General features: G+C 63.6%; 21 protein-coding genes and 1 tRNA gene. 13 read left to right on the top strand and 9 right to left on the bottom strand.

Annotated features, from left to right (window positions below; translation table 11 throughout):
* Nucleotides 1-87: 87 nt before the first annotated feature.
* The gene (locus CYJ07_RS13275; RefSeq protein ID WP_104204189.1) at nucleotides 88-1,740 is read left to right on the top strand and encodes a nitrite/sulfite reductase; all 1,653 of its coding nucleotides are present in this window, start codon (nucleotides 88-90) and stop codon (nucleotides 1,738-1,740) included.
* The gene (locus tag CYJ07_RS13270) at nucleotides 1,733-2,269 is read left to right on the top strand and encodes a DUF934 domain-containing protein (protein WP_104204188.1); all 537 of its coding nucleotides are present in this window, start codon (nucleotides 1,733-1,735) and stop codon (nucleotides 2,267-2,269) included. The genes CYJ07_RS13275 and CYJ07_RS13270 overlap by 8 nt, the downstream gene beginning before the upstream one ends.
* A gap of 92 nt (nucleotides 2,270-2,361) precedes the next feature.
* On the opposite strand, the gene smrA is transcribed toward CYJ07_RS13270, so the two are convergent.
* The gene (gene smrA / locus CYJ07_RS13265; RefSeq protein ID WP_104204187.1) at nucleotides 2,362-2,955 is read right to left on the bottom strand and encodes a DNA endonuclease SmrA; all 594 of its coding nucleotides are present in this window, start codon (nucleotides 2,953-2,955) and stop codon (nucleotides 2,362-2,364) included.
* Nucleotides 2,956-3,091: 136 nt separating this feature from the next.
* Here smrA and CYJ07_RS13260 point away from each other — a divergent pair, with 136 nt between their 5' ends.
* From CYJ07_RS13260 to pdxH, 5 genes are all read left to right on the top strand, one after another.
* Nucleotides 3,092-3,541, top strand: a complete 450-nt coding sequence (locus CYJ07_RS13260; protein WP_104204186.1) for a gamma-glutamylcyclotransferase family protein — start codon at nucleotides 3,092-3,094, stop codon at nucleotides 3,539-3,541.
* Between the two features lie 91 nt (nucleotides 3,542-3,632).
* Nucleotides 3,633-3,992, top strand: coding sequence for an arsenate reductase (glutaredoxin) (arsC, locus tag CYJ07_RS13255; RefSeq protein ID WP_104204185.1), 360 nt, complete (start codon nucleotides 3,633-3,635; stop codon nucleotides 3,990-3,992).
* A gap of 34 nt (nucleotides 3,993-4,026) precedes the next feature.
* A complete protein-coding gene (gene wrbA, locus CYJ07_RS13250; RefSeq protein WP_104204184.1) occupies nucleotides 4,027-4,650 on the top strand; it encodes an NAD(P)H:quinone oxidoreductase in 624 nt (207 codons plus the stop codon).
* On the top strand, nucleotides 4,647-5,060 hold the full coding sequence (locus CYJ07_RS13245) for a DUF2069 domain-containing protein (protein ID WP_104204183.1): 414 nt from the start codon (nucleotides 4,647-4,649) through the stop codon (nucleotides 5,058-5,060). The genes wrbA and CYJ07_RS13245 overlap by 4 nt, the downstream gene beginning before the upstream one ends.
* Nucleotides 5,061-5,139: 79 nt before the next feature.
* Nucleotides 5,140-5,781 (top strand): pyridoxamine 5'-phosphate oxidase, encoded by a 642-nt coding sequence (gene pdxH, locus CYJ07_RS13240; protein WP_104204182.1) that lies wholly within the window; start codon nucleotides 5,140-5,142, stop codon nucleotides 5,779-5,781.
* Between the two features lie 45 nt (nucleotides 5,782-5,826).
* Here the strand turns inward: pdxH and CYJ07_RS13235 are convergent, their stop codons facing one another.
* Nucleotides 5,827-8,574, bottom strand: coding sequence for a bifunctional acetate--CoA ligase family protein/GNAT family N-acetyltransferase (locus tag CYJ07_RS13235; RefSeq protein ID WP_104204181.1), 2,748 nt, complete (start codon nucleotides 8,572-8,574; stop codon nucleotides 5,827-5,829).
* A gap of 105 nt (nucleotides 8,575-8,679) precedes the next feature.
* On the opposite strand from CYJ07_RS13235, the gene CYJ07_RS13230 reads away from it, so the two are divergent.
* The 5 genes from CYJ07_RS13230 (at nucleotide 8,680) to CYJ07_RS13210 (ending at nucleotide 12,441) form a co-directional block, all read left to right on the top strand.
* The gene (locus tag CYJ07_RS13230; protein WP_104204180.1) at nucleotides 8,680-9,615 is read left to right on the top strand and encodes a histone deacetylase family protein; all 936 of its coding nucleotides are present in this window, start codon (nucleotides 8,680-8,682) and stop codon (nucleotides 9,613-9,615) included.
* 78 nt (nucleotides 9,616-9,693) lie between these two features.
* Nucleotides 9,694-10,326 carry a helix-turn-helix domain-containing protein gene (locus CYJ07_RS13225; protein ID WP_104204179.1) on the top strand — a complete coding sequence of 211 codons (633 nt, stop codon included), beginning with the start codon at nucleotides 9,694-9,696 and terminating at the stop codon, nucleotides 10,324-10,326.
* A 75-nt stretch (nucleotides 10,327-10,401) separates the two neighbouring features.
* Entirely contained in the window at nucleotides 10,402-10,722 is a 321-nt protein-coding gene (locus CYJ07_RS13220; protein ID WP_104204178.1) for a DUF1244 domain-containing protein, read from the top strand.
* Nucleotides 10,719-11,240, top strand: coding sequence for a molybdenum cofactor biosynthesis protein B (gene moaB / locus CYJ07_RS13215; protein ID WP_104204177.1), 522 nt, complete (start codon nucleotides 10,719-10,721; stop codon nucleotides 11,238-11,240). The genes CYJ07_RS13220 and moaB overlap by 4 nt, the downstream gene beginning before the upstream one ends.
* A complete protein-coding gene (locus CYJ07_RS13210) occupies nucleotides 11,233-12,441 on the top strand; it encodes a molybdopterin molybdotransferase MoeA (protein WP_104204176.1) in 1,209 nt (402 codons plus the stop codon). Before moaB ends, CYJ07_RS13210 begins: the two co-directional genes overlap by 8 nt.
* 15 nt (nucleotides 12,442-12,456) lie before the next feature.
* Here CYJ07_RS13210 and CYJ07_RS13205 read toward each other — a convergent pair whose 3' ends face one another.
* The 7 genes from CYJ07_RS13205 to CYJ07_RS13175 form a co-directional block, all read right to left on the bottom strand.
* Nucleotides 12,457-13,029: an acyl carrier protein phosphodiesterase gene (locus tag CYJ07_RS13205; RefSeq protein WP_104204175.1), complete on the bottom strand. Its 573-nt coding sequence runs from the start codon at nucleotides 13,027-13,029 to the stop codon at nucleotides 12,457-12,459.
* 10 nt (nucleotides 13,030-13,039) lie between these two features.
* Nucleotides 13,040-13,393 carry a TusE/DsrC/DsvC family sulfur relay protein gene (locus tag CYJ07_RS13200; protein ID WP_104204174.1) on the bottom strand — a complete coding sequence of 118 codons (354 nt, stop codon included), beginning with the start codon at nucleotides 13,391-13,393 and terminating at the stop codon, nucleotides 13,040-13,042.
* Nucleotides 13,393-13,683 (bottom strand): sulfurtransferase complex subunit TusB, encoded by a 291-nt coding sequence (gene tusB / locus CYJ07_RS13195; protein WP_104204173.1) that lies wholly within the window; start codon nucleotides 13,681-13,683, stop codon nucleotides 13,393-13,395. The genes CYJ07_RS13200 and tusB overlap by 1 nt, the downstream gene beginning before the upstream one ends.
* A 28-nt stretch (nucleotides 13,684-13,711) precedes the next feature.
* Nucleotides 13,712-14,089 carry a sulfurtransferase complex subunit TusC gene (gene tusC / locus CYJ07_RS13190; protein WP_104204172.1) on the bottom strand — a complete coding sequence of 126 codons (378 nt, stop codon included), beginning with the start codon at nucleotides 14,087-14,089 and terminating at the stop codon, nucleotides 13,712-13,714.
* A 23-nt stretch (nucleotides 14,090-14,112) separates the two neighbouring features.
* On the bottom strand, nucleotides 14,113-14,505 hold the full coding sequence (gene tusD / locus CYJ07_RS13185; RefSeq protein ID WP_104204171.1) for a sulfurtransferase complex subunit TusD: 393 nt from the start codon (nucleotides 14,503-14,505) through the stop codon (nucleotides 14,113-14,115).
* A 68-nt stretch (nucleotides 14,506-14,573) separates the two neighbouring features.
* The gene (locus CYJ07_RS13180) at nucleotides 14,574-15,242 is read right to left on the bottom strand and encodes a Bax inhibitor-1/YccA family protein (RefSeq protein ID WP_104204170.1); all 669 of its coding nucleotides are present in this window, start codon (nucleotides 15,240-15,242) and stop codon (nucleotides 14,574-14,576) included.
* 109 nt (nucleotides 15,243-15,351) lie between these two features.
* Nucleotides 15,352-15,789, bottom strand: a complete 438-nt coding sequence (locus CYJ07_RS13175) for an NUDIX hydrolase (RefSeq protein ID WP_104204169.1) — start codon at nucleotides 15,787-15,789, stop codon at nucleotides 15,352-15,354.
* A gap of 76 nt (nucleotides 15,790-15,865) precedes the next feature.
* Between CYJ07_RS13175 and CYJ07_RS13170 the strand changes: the two genes are divergently transcribed.
* A tRNA-Ser gene (locus tag CYJ07_RS13170) sits at nucleotides 15,866-15,955 on the top strand.
* Nucleotides 15,956-16,123 lie beyond the last annotated feature (168 nt).

Below are 16,123 nucleotides of genomic sequence, written 5' to 3'. Positions count from 1 at the left end.
GAATATTTATTCTTTCATAGAATAATGCTCGAAGCGTTAAGGTGCCTTCTGACGCTTCGCCATTCCCCTAGCAGCAGGACCGGCTGAATGTATCGCTACGACACCCATGATCAGACCCTGGTCAATGAACGCGTCGCCCAGTTTCGCGACCAGATGAATCGCTATCTGGCCGGGCGCATCAGCGACGAGGAGTTTCTGCCGCTGCGCGTGCAGAACGGGCTCTATGTCCAGCGGCACGCGCCGATGCTGCGCATCGCCATTCCTTACGGCATGCTCGCGTCCTATCAGCTGCGCAAGCTGGGTGATCTGGCTCGCGACTACGATCGTGGCTATGGCCACTTCACCACGCGCACCAATCTACAGCTCAACTGGCCGAAGCTGGAAACGGTGCCGGACATGCTGGCCGAGCTGGCCAGCGTGCAGATGCACGCGATCCAGACCAGCGGCAACGACATCCGCAATACCTCCACCGACCAGTTCGCCGGCGTTGCCGAGGATGAAGAGGTCGATCCGCGACCCTGGTGCGAGTTGATTCGTCAATGGTCCACTTTCCACCCCGAGTTCACCTACCTGCCGCGCAAGTTCAAGATCGCTGTGACCGGCGCCGCCGAGGATCGTGCAGCGATTCAGGTGCATGACGTGGGTCTGCGCCTGTGGCGCGACGACGAGGGCGAGGTACGCGTGCGGGTGCTGGCCGGCGGTGGCCTCGGACGCACGCCGATGATCGGTGAGATCGTACGCGACGATCTACCCTGGCAGCACCTGCTGACCTATCTCGAAGCCCTGGTCCGGGTCTACAACCAGTTCGGGCGCCGCGACAACAAGTTCAAGGCGCGCATCAAAATTCTGGTCAAGGCGCTGGGCGTCGAGGAGTTCCGCCGGCGTGTCGACGCCGAATGGACACACCTCAAGGATGGGCCGCAGACGCTGACGAGCGAGGCCGTCGAGGCGATGCAGTCGCACTTTGTCGATCCCGAACGCCGCCCCGTCAGCGAGGAGGCGATTGCCGACTTCGAGCGCTTGCGCGGCGAGAACCGTGCCTTTGCCCGCTTCGTCACCAACAACGTGCAGGGGCACAAGGTACCCGGCTACAAGGCCGTTACGCTGGCGCTCAAGCGCCGCGGCCACTCGCCCGGCGATCTCACCTGGGAGCAGATGCACCAGGTCGCGGATCTGGCCGACGAGTACAGCTACGGCGAGATCCGTGTGACCCATGAGCAGAACCTGGTGCTGGCCGACGTGCCGCTCGATCGGCTCGAGGCGCTTTGGCATCGGCTCGAGGAGCTTGGCCTGGCCAATCCCACCGTGGGTACCCTGGCCGATCTGATCTGCTGCCCCGGCGGTGACTATTGCGCCCTGGCCAACGCCAAGTCGATTCCGGTCGCGCAGGCGATCCAGGAGCGCTTCGAGGATCTCGACTTCCTCTATGACCTGGGGCCGCTGGATCTCAACATTTCCGGATGCATGAACGCCTGCGGACATCACCATGTCGGTCATATCGGCATCCTCGGTGTCGACAAGAAGGGTGAGGAGTGGTACCAGATCTCGCTCGGCGGCGCCCAGGGCAACGAATCATCGCTGGGCAAGATTCTCGGCCCCTCGTTCGACCGCGAGAGCGTTCCGGAGGTCATCGACAAGGTGCTGCAGGTCTATGTCGGCCAGCGCTTCGAGGGTGAAACCTTCATCGAGACCTACCGTCGTATCGGCCTCAAGCCTTTCAAGGAGCAGGTATATGCCTGATCAAGACACTTCCGTACGCCCCTTCATTCGCGGCGGCCAGCCAGCCGAGGACCGCTGGGTGTTGGTCCGCGATGAAGACGCGGCGCTGCCCGGCTCCCCCGCCATCGTGCCGCTGGCGCGCTGGCAGCAGGAACGGGAAGGAAGCGGCGACCTGGCTCCGTGGCTGTCGAGCGATACCGAGCTGACGTCGGCGCTGGCCGAGGAATTGATGGCCGCACCGGTGATCGCCATCGACTTCCCCAAGTTCACCGACGGGCGCGGCTACAGCCTGGCGCGCCTGCTGCGTGAACGCTATGGCTTCGATGGCGAGATTCGCGCCATCGGCGACGTACTGGTCGACCAGGTCTTCTTCCTCACCCGCTGCGGTTTCGATGCCCTGTCGCTACGCGAGGACCAGTGGCTCGAGGATGCGCTGCGTGCGCTCAACGCCTTCAGCCGCGCCTATCAGCCTGCCGTCGATGAACGGGAGCCGCTGTTCCGCCATCGTCTGCGGGAAGCTGTGAAGCGGGCAGAACCGGCGCTGGTCTGAGACGCTCGTAACACTACTGATCTTCGCTATCTCAGCGAGATCGCTTTACCGTCAAGCCGGCCCCAGGCCGGCTTGATGCGTTGCGAGCGGCATCAGCCGCGACGCTTCTGCTGGCGCTCGCGGTTCTCCGCCCTTGCCCGCTCGCTCTTGCGCAGCATCACCCAGGTGGCCCCAAGACCGCCATCGGCCTGCTGAGCCGAGACATAGGCCTGCACCTCATCGAACTGGATCAGCCACTTGGCCAGGTAGGAGCGAAGGACATTGGCGGGGCTGTCGATCTCCTGGCCGCGGCCGTGCACGATAAGCACGGAACGCAGGTCGTGAGCATAGGCGTCGCGAATGAAGGACGGCAGTACGCGGCGGCACTCCGCCAGGGGACGGCGCAGCAGATGCAGGCGCGTTTGGGCCGGATAGCCACCATGCCGCAGGCGGTCGACCACGCCCTGCTGGATGCCGTCGCGCCGATATTCAATGGGATCGAACGGCGGCAGCAGTTCGACGAAATCGTCCGACAGGAAGCTGTCCTGGGCGAGTTCCGCCTGAGCGCTCTCGCGCCTGGCCAATTGAGCTTCGGTGGGATGGCGGCGGTGCGGTCCCGGATTGGCTCGATTGTCGCTTCTGCGCAGCGGCTTCACATCTCCCATCAGCGCCCTGAAATCTTGATCGTCATGTGCCGACTGGGTCATGGCATCCTCCGCTGTGGTCGAGCCTTGCCCCTCATGCTAGCAGAGTGCCAAGTGGGGTTAGAACCGAACAGGCGCCCGTGGCAGCATGGTCCTCCGCTTTCGTTACCGTTCTTCGCTCTCGTTACGAGGAAACCGCATGCGTCCACGCCATGTTGCCGTTGGCACACTGATGCTGATTGTCGCTCCACTAGGCTGGCTGTGGCTCACCCTGCTCAGCCCCTTCAGCTATGAGCGGCCTGCGCATCTCCCCGATATCGAGCAAGGTCAGCATCGTGTCTTCGTCTACGGCACCCTGCGTTTCGCCCCGGTACGTTGGCTGGTGATGGGGCGGGCTGGAGAAACGCGGCCAGCGGCTATCGAGGGCTATCGCCGCGAGGCACTCGACCTGGAGGAGGCTCCCGATGAGCGGATCCAGGGCGAGGTGATCACAGTCAATGCCGAAGAGCTGAGGCGCCTGGACCGTTACGAGCGACTCGGTATTCGCTATGAGCGAGTCCCCATGCGCCTGGCGGATGGTCGGCTGGCCTGGGTTTATCGTCGCCTCGACGAGGTCGCACAAGCGCATCCGGCGCCTGACGGCACCTGATGCAGCCAGGGTGCTGGGGCAGACTGCGGTTGTGGCCGGCATGGCGGCCCTTCTACAATACGGATCTCTTTCAAGGATCGAGGAGTCTCGCATGGCCATCACGCTCTATCACAATCCCCGCTGCTCCAAGTCCCGGCAGGCGCTGGCGCTGCTCGAGGAGCACGGCGTCGAGGTGGAAGTACGTCGTTATCTCGACGATCCGCTGAGCGAGGACGAGCTGCGCGACCTGATGTCCCGCCTGGATGCCGACGGTGAACGCCTGGTGCGCACCCAGGAGCCCGAATGGCAGGAGCTCGAGGACACCACCAACCTGCAGGACCAGGAGCAGGTGATTCGCGCCATCGTTACCCATCCCAAGCTGATGGAGCGCCCTATTGCCGACGACGGCAAGCGCGCCGTGATCGGCCGTCCTCCAGAGGACGTGCTCGCCCTGGTTCATGCCGCCGACTGAAACGCCTCTCCGTCCACCCCAACCGGGAAACACGATGCGCGACTCCCTGCCCTACGTGCTGATCCTGTACTACTCCCGCCATGGTGCCACGCGAACCATGGCCGAACAGTTCGCCGCCGGTGTCGAATCCTGCCTCGGCATCGAGGCGCGCCTACGTACCGTGCCGCCGGTTTCCCCCACTTGCGAGGCCGTCGATCCCGAGATCCCCGCCGAAGGCGCGATCTATGCCGATCTCGACGACCTGCGCCACTGCGCCGCTCTCGCGCTGGGTAGCCCCACCCGCTTCGGCAACATGGCCGCGCCGCTCAAGTACTTCATCGATTCGACCAGCGCGCTATGGCTGAACGGTGCCCTCGTGGACAAGCCGGCAACCGCCTTCACCTCGACATCGAGCTTGCATGGCGGACAGGAAACCACGTTGATATCCATGCTGCTGCCGCTGCTGCACCACGGCATGGTTTATGCGGGCCTGCCCTACAGCGAGACTGACCTGATGACCACCGCTGCCGGTGGCACGCCCTACGGAGCGAGCCACGTCGCCGGCCAGCGCAGCGATCAACCGCTCGCCGACGCCGAGCGCCGCCTGGTACGTGCCCAGGGGCGCCGCCTGGCCCGCCTGGCCCTGGCGCTCAACGGCATGCGGGAAGTCGGGTCATGAGGCGTTGGGTCGAGGAACTGGAGGCGCGTCATGGGCTGGACTCACTCACCGAGCGCAGCCGTCATCTAGTCCTGGGCAGCTACGGCATTCTGTTTGTCCTGCTGGTGTGGAGCGGACTGTCGATGGAGGCAGGGACCAATCCCTTGACGCCCATTGTCGTGCGCATCTTGCCGCTCGTGCTGTTCCTGCCGTCGATTCTCGGCCGACGGCCTCGCGGGCACGCCTGGCTGGCCTTCGTCAGCCTGCTTTACTTCGTTCAGGGAGTCATGGTGGCCACGCTGCCTGGCCAGGCCTTGCTGGGCGGGCTGGAAGCCCTGGCCTCGCTGGTGCTGTTCACGGGTTGCATGTTCTACGCCCGCTTTCGCAGCCGCCAGCTCAAGACCTATCACGGGGAACGGTCGCAGGGATGAACGACGCCATGGTTTGCGCGGAGTGTTGTGCAGTTCGACACCAACGGCGACCATGTAGAAAAACGATGAGGAGAACGCCATGACACGCAACATTGCCGACATTCGGCGCGACTACGAAGGCGGCAGGCTGGAAGAGGGCATGGTCCCCGAAGACCCCATGGTGCTCTTCGACGAGTGGCTGACGCTCGCCCTCGAGTCCGAGGGTGACGATGGCAACACGATGACGCTCGCCACAGTCGACAGCCAGGGCTTGCCGCATGCTCGCATCGTGCTGCTCAAGGGCTATGACGAGCGGGGGCTGGTCTTCTACACCAATTACCATAGCCACAAGGGCAGCGAGTTGACCAATGTGCCCCATGCGGCGTTGGTGTTCTGGTGGCCCTCGCTGGGTCGGCAGGTCCGCATCGAGGGCAGCGTCGAGCAGGTCAGTGAAGAGGAATCGAATGCCTACTTCGACAGCCGTCCGCGGGCCAGCCAACTGGGCGCCTGGGTGGCGACACAGAGCGTGGTGATTCCCGATCGCAACTGGATAGAGGAACGCCAGCACCGTTTCGAGCAGGCATACGAGGGCCAGACGATTCCCCGCCCGGGGCACTGGGGAGGCTACCGTGTGGTGGCCCAGATGATCGAGTTCTGGCAAGGACAGCCGAGCCGGCTGCATGACCGCATTCGCTACGAGCTACGTGACGACACCTGGCATTCGTTCCGCATGGCGCCCTGAAGCCGTGCCGGCGCGCCCCGTCATGCGGCGGGGCGTTCGCCGTCTTCAGTCCGGCAGGCTCTCCAGACGATGCCGCTGCCATTCGCTCTCCGGCTCGTTGAGACGCATGACCGCGTCGACCACCTGCTCCTCCATGTTATATCGGCAGCGAAAGCCCAGGTGCTTCATCAGCGCCCGCATGGGGTGGTTGTCGACCATCACCTTGCCGACCATCTCCAGCGTACCCACGCTCTTGCAGTAGCTGATCATCTTCTTCATCAGCAGGCTGCCGAGCCCCTGCCCCGCCATGTCGTCGCGCACGATGATCGAGAATTCGGTGCGGATGTTGTCAGGGTCGTTCCATACGCGTACCACTCCGAGCATCTCCTTGCTGCCATCCTCTTGCTGATGCTCGGCAATGAATGCCATCTGGCGGTCGTAATTGATATGCGAAAGGATCGACAGGTCGCGCTGGCTCAGGTCGGACTTGTTGTGGAAGTAGCGAAAGCGAATGCTCTCCTCCGACAGCTGGCTATGAAAACTGGTGATCAGCGGGGCGTCCTCGGCGCGAATGGGGCGCACCTCGACCCGCATGCCGTTGTTCAGTGTCACCCATTCACGCAGCTCCTCGGGATAGGGAATAATGGCGAAGCGTGCTGGCGTTCCGAGATCGAGGGCGAAATCCACGGCCAGCATGCCATCACGATTGAGCAGCAGCGGGTTGAGCTCCAGGCCGCGCAGCTCGGTCAGGTCGGAAGCCATTTGCGAGAGCTTGACCAGCAGCTGGCAGAGCCGCTGCAGGTCTCGTTCGGCGTGGCTGGAATGCTCGCGTATCAGGCGTGCGGCATGGGTGCGCCCCACCACGTCGGCCGCCAGCGTCATGTTCAGCGGTGGCAGCGCCACTTGGCGATCGGCCAGGATGTTGACCTTGTAGCCGCCGATACCGAACACGATCAGCGGTCCGAATACCGGGTCGCGTGTAATGCCCGCGCAGATCTGCATCGATTGCTTGCCCCGCTGCATGGGCTGCAGGCAATACTCGTGGATTCTCACCGGCGGGAATTTCTCGTGGACCTTCTCGCCGAGCCGTGCGATGCCATCGGCGACCTGCTGCGGCTCCGTCAGATCCTGGAGCAAACCTGCCGACAGCTTGTGCGGGTGCTTGCGATAGCGGAAAGGACGGCAGTTGCCGTCGTGTACGATTTTCAGCGCCCAGGGCCCCTCCAGCTCGGTGGCGGCGCTTGCCGCTTCCTCCGGTGTGTGCACGTAGCGACTGGGAGCCACGGGAATGCCATAGGCCTCGAGGACCTGGGCCGTCTCCGAATGCGACAGGGTCTCACGCCCCTCCTCCCTGGCTCTCTCTATCAGGGTGCGGCACTGGGCACGGATATCACTCGTCGTGGTAAACGGCAGGCTCGGTGGCGTCTCCTGCAATAGTGCCTGGACCCGCTGGTAATCGACCATGTGCATGAACGCCTTGACCGCCTTCTCGGGCGAGACGTAGGTGGGAATGCCGGCCATGCTGCATTCGTGGCGGGCGTAGAGCGCGCCTTCCAGCCCCATCCAACTGGTCAGCAGGTTGCGCCGGAAGCGCTTGCGGTTGGCGATGATCGCCTGAGCGGTAATTTTCGACGGTGCCAGGCGGGTCGGTGCGTGCACCACGAGCACGGCATCGACATTCGGGTCGGCCGCCACGATCTCCAGGGCCTCGACCAGTTTCTCCGGCGTGGCATTACCCCCCAGGTCGACCGGGTTTTCGCCCGGCTTGCTCATGTCGAACTGGCCTCTGCGCAGCGCCTTGCGAGTCTCGTCGCCGAAGCCGGCCAGGCGACCGCCGGCGCTGATCAACTTGTCGATGGCCAGCATGGCCGGACCGAGGCCGTTGGAGACGATGGCCAGGCGATCGCCCTTGAGCGGTTTCATTTGCGATAGGGTCATCAGCGCGTCGAACAGCTCGTCGGAGTCGTTGACCCGCACTACGCCGGCGCGCGAGAAGGCGGCATCGAACACCACGTCGCGATTGGCGATGCCCGGCGTCGGGGGCATGTTGGAGAGGTCCGACTGCGGCGTACGGCCGCTCTTGATCGCCAGCACCAGGCGGTTGCGCGAGGCGTCGCGCAGGGCGGTCATGAAATGCAGGGCGTCCTGAATACGTTCCAGATGAAGCAGGATGGCCTGGGTCGGCGCATACTGATTGATGTAGTCGATGAGGTCGGGAAGCATCACATCGACGCTGTCGCCCACCGTAATCAGGTGGGAGAAGCCGATGCCACGCCCCGCGGCCCAATCGATCATGGCGTTGCCGAGCATGCCCGATTGGCCCAGGTAAGCGACCTTGCCCGCCTTGACCGGCTGACTGGCATATGAGGCGTTGATCTTGCGCCCCGGGACGATCAGCCCCATGCACTCGGGGCCCAGCACTCGAATGCCCGACTCACGCGCGGAGGCCAGCATGCGTTCCCGAATCGAGCCCTTGCCCTCTTCGGCCTCATCGAGGTGCGCCCCCCCGGAAAGTACCAGGGCGGCCTTGACGCCAATCCGACCCAGTCGCGAGATCACCTTTGGCAGGGTGTCGGCGGGGGTACAGACGACAGCCAGATCCGGCGTCTCCGGCAATTCGCCGATACGCGCCACGCAGGGCTGGCCGAACACTGTTTCGTACCCTTTCAGGTTGACCGCCCAGACGGTACCCGCGAAGCCGGCCTCCTGCAGATTGCGGATCACGATGCCGCCGATGGAATGGGGTTTTTCCGAGGCACCGACCACCGCGATGGTACGAGGTTCGAAGAAGTGCCGCAGGAATCGGGTACTCAAGAGGTCGCCTCCGCCACAAGGGTTCCTCCCCTGTGTACGACTTATTGACACTGTTGTGCAAGCGCACGCGCGCATTAAGGTGGCTTCAGTCACTCTGGAGTTCATATGATCACGGCGTTCATCTCGCATCCCAACTGCGACCTCCACCATATGGGCCCGGAGCACCCCGAAAGCCCCCTGCGCCTGGAAGCCATTCGTGCTCGCCTGGCGCTCACCGGTCTGCTGCAACAGACCATGCAATCGGAAGCCCGCCCCGCCACCGAGGAGGAGCTGGGCCGCGTCCATGCCCTTCGTCACCTGCGTGCGCTGGACAAATGCGTTCCCGAGTCGGGTATCGTCGTTCTTGACAGCGATACGATGATGAATCCCGACAGCCTGGAAGCCGCCCGGGTCGCGGCCGGCGCGGTGGTTCGCGGTGTCGACCAGGTCTATCGCGGCCAGGCGGACAATGTGTTCTGCGCCGTGCGTCCTCCCGGACATCATGCCGAAGCCACCGATGCCATGGGCTTCTGCTTCTACAACAACGTCGCCGTGGGGGCTGCCCACGCCCGCGCCCGTTACGGGGTGAAGCGCATCGCCATCCTCGACTTCGACGTTCACCAGTGCAACGGCACCATCGACATCTTCAAGGACGATCCTGACGTCCTGATCTGCACGAGCTATCAATACCCCTTCTATCCATGGCGCTACCTTCGCAGCGAGTGGCAGAACGTGATCAATACGCCGCTGGAGGCCGGTACCGATAGCGCTGCTTTCCGCCGGGCGATAGAGGACGACTGGCTACCCGCCCTGCACGCCTTCAAGCCAGAACTGGTGCTTGTGTCGGCCGGCTTCGACGCCCATCGCGAGGATCCGATGGCGGAACTCTGCCTGGAGGACGAGGACTATTACTGGGTCACTCGGCTGGCACTGGACATCGCCGCGCTCTACGCCGACAACCGCCTGGTGTCGGTGCTCGAGGGCGGCTACGACCTGGATGCGCTTGGACGTAGCGCCGAAGCCCATATCAAGGCGCTGCTCGGTCTTCCCTTCACCAAGTAGCGTCGCGTCTGGGCAAGGCAGGGTCTTTCTTCTGTGGTACGCTTTGGGAAATTCTGTTTCCAATAGTGAACCCCGCCGATGCCCGCCAATACCGACCAGCAGGCCGCCCTGCGCATCGCCTCCGGGCGCAAGCCCTTTGTCGAGCCGCTACGCCTGGGCGAGAGACTCAAGGAAATTCGTCTCGCCAACCACTGGACCCTGGAGGACGTCAGTCAGCGTACCGGCCTGGCGCGCTCAACGCTGTCCAAGATCGAGAACAGCCAGATCTCGCCCACGTTTACTGCGGTGCAGAAACTGATCAACGGGCTTGGCATCGATCTCCCCCAACTGCTGACCCCACCCAAGGTACAGACACGGACCATGGGACGCCGCGACCTGACCCGCCAGGGCGAGGGCCAGCACCATCCCACCCCGACCTACGAACACGAATTGCTCAGCTGCGAGCTGGCTCAGAAGCGCATGATTCCGTTCAAGACCATTGTGCGAGCGCGCAGCTTCGACGAGTTCAGTGAATGGGTGCGCCACGACGGGGAGGAATTCCTGATGGTGCTGGAGGGCGAAATACAGCTGTACACCGAATTCTACGAGCCGCTGCAGCTTGCCCAGGGTGACAGTATCTATTTCGACAGCGACATGGGCCACGCCCTGGTCTCGGTGAGCGAGGAAGATGCCGTGGTGCTCTCGGTATGTACGCGCGGCGATGCCGTCTGACAGCCCGTCGGGACTGGCACGCGACTCCGCCAGTGGATTTGTTATCCTGAGGCAACGTCACAAAGGAGCCTTGTCATGCAGCATCTCGACGACGCGACACGTACCCGGCTGGAAGCGGCTGCTTTCCGTCGCCTGTTACGCCACCTGGACGCCAACAAGGACGTGCAGAACATCGACCTGATGATCCTCGCCGACTTCTGCCGCAACTGCCTCTCGAAATGGCTGGTTGCCGCTGCCGAGGACGAGGGCGCCGAACTCGACTACGAAGCCGCGCGCGAATATGTCTACGGCATGCCCTACGAAGAGTGGAAGGCGAATCACCAGCCGCCGGCGACACCGGAGCAGCTCGCTGCGTTCGAGGCACGTCAGGCCCGCAAGCGGGAACGGGAAGCATGAGCGAGACGATGATTCCGCTGAATATCGCGGTGCTGACCATTTCCGATACGCGCGATTTCAGCAACGATCGCAGCGGTGCCCTGCTTGCCGAGCGCCTTGCCGATGCCGGGCATCGGCTCGCCGAGCGTCGTATCGTCATCGACGACGTCTACCGTATCCGAGCGGTGGTATCCGAGTGGATCGCCGACCCCTTGATCCAGGTCGTTCTGACCACCGGCGGAACCGGCTTCACCGGGCGCGATTCCACGCCCGAGGCGATCTCGGTGCTGCTCGACAAGCGCATAGAGGGTTTCGGCGAGCAGTTCCGCCAGCTTTCCTATCAGGAAATCGGCAGTTCGACGATCCAGAGCCGCTGCCTGGGCGGGCTGGCCAACGCCACCGTGGTGTTCTGCCTGCCGGGCTCCAGCGGCGCGTGTCGCACGGCGTGGGATGGCCTGCTCGCCGAACAGCTCGACAGCCGTCACAAGCCGTGCAATTTCGCCAATCTGGTTATTCCCGAGCGGGGACAACATGGCTGAGTTGCAGAGCGTCGAAGCGGCATTGGCCGCGCTGCTCAAGGGTGTCGCTCCAGTCGATTCGGAGACCGTGGCCTGCGAGGCGGCCGGCCGCCGCGTCCTGGCCGAAGAGGTCATCGCTCGCCTCGACGTGCCGCCGTTCGACAATAGCGCGATGGACGGCTATGCCCTGCACCATGCCGACGCCGGTATGCAGTTGCCCGTCGCCCAGCGCATCGTGGCCGGCACATCCCCCGAACCACTGGCCCGCGGCACCTGCGCCCGCATCTTCACCGGTGCGGCCATGCCGACCGGTGCCGACTGTGTCGTCATGCAGGAAAATGTCGAGGTCGCAGGCGGCGAGGCATCGATTCCGGCAGCGGTGCCGGTAGGCAACAACGTGCGTCGTCGCGGCAACGACGTGGCGGCCGGCACTGTGCTGCTCCATCGCGGCGAACGGCTGAATGCCGCGGCCCTGGGCTACGTGGCGAGCCAGGGCATTGTCGAAGTGGCGGTGCGCCGCCGCCCCCGCTGCGCCTTGCTCACCAGTGGCGACGAGATCGTCGAGCCCGGGCAGGCGCTCGAGCCGGGTCAGATCTACAATACCAACCGCCCCATGCTGCGCGATCTGCTGGAAAGCTTCGGAGCCGAGGTCACTTTCATCGCCTCGATGCCCGATGATGCCGATGGTACCCGCGCCATGCTGGCGCTCGCCGCCGAGCAGGCCGACGTGGTGGTGACCACGGGCGGGGTCAGCGTGGGTGAGGAAGACCATGTCAGGGCGGCTATCGAGGCAATCGGTCAACTCGATCTCTGGCGTCTGGCACTCAAGCCAGGCAAGCCTCTCGCACTGGGACGGCTCGTCGCCAGCGACGGGCGCGAGGTTCGTTTCGTCGGCCTGCCGGGCAATCCCGTCTCCAGTTTCGTCGCCGCCTGGCTATTCCTGCGTCCGCTGCTTGGCGCCCTGCTCGACTGTCCGGCGATGGGCAGCCTGCCTATCTTGCCCACCCACGCCGCTTTCGCGACCCGCACCGGACCGCGACGGCATTACATGCGCGTCACCCTGACAATGGATGGCAACGGCATCAAGGCGCATGCTTTCCCGGACCAAGGCTCCGGCGTGCTCTCCTCCTGCGTCGGCGCCGATGCGCTGGCGGTGATCCCAGCCAATGCGGCTATCGAAGAGGGTGACAGGATCGACTGCCTGTGGCTGCGAGTCGACTGAGCCGCCGCCTCGGCATCAGGCGTCGGGAGTGACCTCGAGCTCATCGACGAGTATCGGCCAGAGGCGCTGGAAGTCCCGTTCCAACGAGACGTAGTCGCCCTGCAGCCACGGTACCAGTTCGGCCAATCGATTCGGCCCCGACAGGCGCTGCCCGATACCGCGCACCGCGCCGCAGGTGAAGTCGAAGTCGGCGTAGCGATGCAGCCAGTCCTGCGCCACCAGCGCGGGTACCATGCGTTCCAGGCGTGCCGGGGCAGGACGTTGCCTCAGCACGGCGTAGCTTCGCTGCACCAGCGCCGAGCGCTGACGATGCAGGCCGAGCTCACGCGCAACGAAATGATCCCAGACCAGGTCCAGAGCGATACCGGCATAGCGACGCTGCGCCCGGGGAGCTCGTCGACGGGCCTCGCTCACGATCGGATGCGCATCGACATAGGCATCTACCCGACGATGATGACGAATTCCCGCCGCCACATCGCCGGACCAGGCCGTAAGGTCGCTTCCCTTGACGCCATCGGCGATCAGATTGCCGTAAAGGAACTCGTCATTGCCACCGCGGGCCAGCCAGGCATGGGCAAGGAAATTCATGTCGCCATCGTCAGAGGCAGTTGGTGGGCTTGGGCAGGCCGGCGAGTCGCGCGGCCTCCTTGGCGGGACTGTCGGGAAAGAGCTTCATCAGATGCAGCGAACGCCCTTTTTCCGCCCCCAACGACTGAGCGACCGCCTTGACCAACGGCCGCATGGCCGGGGACGCCTCGTAACGGGCGTAGAAATCGCGAATCACCGCGATGACCTCCCAATGCTCGTCGGTCAGCTCGCGCCCCTCTTCGCTCGCCATGGCTCGGGCGACCTCCGCCGACCAGTCGGCGAGGTTCACCAGGTAACCTTCAGGGTCGAGAGCCACCTCGCGCCCTTCCACGACCAGGTAACGATCGATCTCGGTGGAAGCCATCAGAACCAGCTCACTGTCTTGTCTGCCTCTTCGGTCAGGGTGACGAAGCCATCCACATCGACGACCTGGACGGTCTCGTCGCAGCGCCCTTCCAATCCACGCGACGCCAGGTCTTCACGCAGGGCGAAAAGGCGACCCTCGACGGATTGGAAATGGCGTACCTGCGACGTCAGTGCACCCAGCACGCCATCCTCGATCAAGAGCAGGCGATCCTCGGGCCCCATGGCGGACAGAGTATCGCGATAGACCAGGCTGGTGCCGGGCGAGCGATTGAGAATATGCAGGATCATGGGCGCCCTCGTCGTGTTGACGCTATGGTCAGAAAGTCAGTACGAGCCGATGACTGGCTATCAGTTGGGCGATCGTCGCGCCATCGACGGGTAGCGACGGGAGCTGTAGATCGTCGGGAGCCATGTCGAATCGATCCAGCGCCGAAGCATCCGCGTAGAACGACTCGATATCGTACATGGCCAGCATGTCCAGCGTCGCGGCGGTGCCCTTCTGGCCCAGAGCACCTGGCTCCTGGCCCGGCACGAGAGCCATGATACCGTCTCCCTGGAATAGCAGGCTGACACGCTGGCCAAAGGCGGCGGCGACCAGGGCAGCATCCAGGCCCTCACGCAGCCAGCTGCTCCCATGGGGGGCGTGACGCAGTATGACCAGCATGTCGCCGTTGGCAGCAAGGGATGAAGACATCGGTGCTCTCCTCGGAGCATGCTTCAGGGCGCGAAGGTGACGAGGCGATCGACCTGATTCCCCAAGTCGACCAGCTGGCCAAGTCCGGTCAACTCGAAAGGCGGCTCAATGCTGTGCCCCGTCTTTCCATGCCGCGCGGATTCGCGCTCGTCGAGCAGGCCGCGTCGCAGGGCGGCGGCAATGCAAACCTGCAGCTGTGTGCCGTGTCCGGCGTTGAGGCCACGCCAGGCGTCGACGAGATGCGGTTCGTCCTGAGGCGGTGCCGCCAGCCGCGAGGCATTGTATACCCCATCATGATAGAAGAAGACGCACTCCAGCTGGTGACCGCGAGCGATCAGCGCCGTGGCGAAGCGAAGCGCGGAATGGGACGCCTGGCTGCTGTAAGGCGCGCCCTGGACGAGCAGACCGTAGCGCATCGAAGCCTTCCGTTCTCAAACGCAAAGGCCCCGCTTGCGCGAGGCCCGTGCTTACCTGTAGCGAAGCCTCAGTCGTTGCTCATGATGCCGAGCAGCGACAGCAGGCTGACGAAGAGATTGTAGATCGAGACGTAGAGCGTGATCGTGGCGAGAATATAGTTGGTCTCGCCGGCGCGATGGACGATCTCGCTGGTCTGGTACAGGATGGCCGCGGAGGCGAACAGCACGAAGCCGGCCGACACCATCAGCATCAGGGTCGGGATCTGGAAGATCAGGCCTGCCACCATGGCCAGGATCAGCACGATGGCACCCGCCATCAGGAAGTTGCCAAGGAAGCTGAAGTCCTTCTTTGTCACCAGCGCCACGGCGGACAGGCCGATGAAGGTCAGGCCCGTCATTGCCAGCGCGTTCATGATCAGCGCGGCGCCGTTGGGCAGTGCCAGATAGGCGTTGAGGATCGGACCGAGTGTAAAGCCCATGAAGCCGGTAAAGGCGAAGGTAGCCAACAGGCCGGCAGCCGAGTTGGCCGTCTTGTGCACCAGGAACATCAGCCCGTAAGCGCCAACGAAGAAAACGAAGATGTTCATTCGTTCGACGCCCATCGCCACGGCGGCACCCGCTGTCACAGCGGAGAACAGCAGTGTCATGGCCAGCAGCGCATAGGTGTTGCGCAGCACCTTGCTGGAACTGACGGATGCCGACGAGCGCTGGGCCACGTGAGTGTCGTGATAGGCCATTGATCCAAAGCTCCCTGTGGTTGATCTTGATTGATCTTGGCAGTGGACCAAGAATGCCGTCGGTTGGTTCCCGACGCAAGTCCTTAGTTCTGCAAGTCTCAACGGCTCTTCAGCGCGCCGCGTCGAGCAGTTCGGCAGCGATTCGACGTGCGCTGGCGCACAGGCTCGGCTCGCGGCGCACCTGGTCCGCATCCAGCCATTTGACCTCGCTGGCATCGTCCCCGGCCACTCCTTCGCCCCGCTGCCAGCGACACAGTACCACTACGATGACGAAATGGCTCGAAAGCCGGCCTGTCTCGTCATGGTCGAGCTGATCGAAGGCGGTGTAAATGCGCTCGACTACCGCCTCGACGCCAGTCTCCTCGAATAGCTCGCGAGTCGCGGCTTCCAGCAGCGACTCTCCGGCTTCGACACGGCCGCCAGGCAGGGCCAGCATGTCGGCGTTGGGCGGATTGCGGCGGCGTATCGTCAGAATCCTTCCGCGGCGTATCAGGGCCACCGATACAGCAGGAGAAGGTCGTACTTCGGAATGTTCATGAGCGGACATGGAGTCTCCCTGAGGGATGATGCCTGGAACCCCTTGACCTCAAGAGGATAGCTGGTAATATTCGCCCCCGTGAGCCGGAGGGATGGCAGAGCGGTTGAATGCACCGGTCTTGAAAACCGGCGAGGGTTAACGCCCTCCCAGGGTTCGAATCCCTGTCCCTCCGCCACTTCTTTTCTTCAAAAAACCCCTGCAAAAGCAGGGGTTTTTTATTGACCAAAGTCTCGATATACCCCCTTTCTACCCCCTTTTCATAACTGTTGCACCGCAATAGGGCATGGTAAAATTCAGGCGCTTTTTTCACCTCTCCCTGAAAACCTTAACAAACAGGACTTAC

The organism is Billgrantia saliphila, from assembly GCF_002930105.1.
GTDB lineage: Bacteria > Pseudomonadota > Gammaproteobacteria > Pseudomonadales > Halomonadaceae > Halomonas > Halomonas saliphila.
The sequence above is the reverse complement of the archived record's forward strand: the minus strand, read 5'-3'. Positions and strand labels throughout refer to the sequence as shown.